1 rRNA gene is annotated in these 622 nt (G+C 50.8%); it reads right to left on the reverse strand.

The window, feature by feature from the left end:
• Positions 1-622 (reverse strand): 23S ribosomal RNA (locus HMPREF3201_RS11345); the annotation flags it as partial.

Consider the following 622-nt stretch of genomic DNA (forward strand, 5'->3'; position numbering starts at 1 on the left):
CAAAGTTAATTGCCAAAGCTTCGGTTCCGTACTTTAGCCCCGGACATCTTCGGCGCAGAGTCTCTCGACCAGTGAGCTATTACGCACTCTTTTAATGGTGGCTGCTTCTGAGCCAACATCCTGGTTGTTTTTGAAATTCCACATCCTTCGCCACTTAGTACGGCATTGGGGACCTTAGCTGTTGGTCTGGGCTGTTTCCCTCTTGACTATGGGCCTTATTACTCACAGTCTGACTCCCATGGATAAGTACAGCCATTCGTAGTTTGATTAGGTTCAGTAGCCGGATAGGCCCCTACCCTGTTCAGTGCTCTACCGCCTGTACTCTCGCCATGAGGCTAGCCCTAAAGCTATTTCGGGGAGAACCAGCTATCTCCACGTTCGATTGGCATTTCACCCCTACCCACATCTCATCCAAAAGCTTTTCAACGCTCACTGGTTCGGTCCTCCACACATTTTTACCTGTGCTTCAACCTGGACATGGGTAGATCACTGTGGTTTCGGGTCTGCTGTTACTAACTATACGCCCTGTTCAGACTCGCTTTCGCTGCGGCTCCGCATTTTCTGCTTAACCTCGCTAGCACCAGCAACTCGCCGGTTCATTCTTCAATAGGCACGCCGTCGC

Source organism: Megasphaera sp. MJR8396C, from assembly GCF_001546855.1.
GTDB lineage: Bacteria > Bacillota > Negativicutes > Veillonellales > Megasphaeraceae > Megasphaera.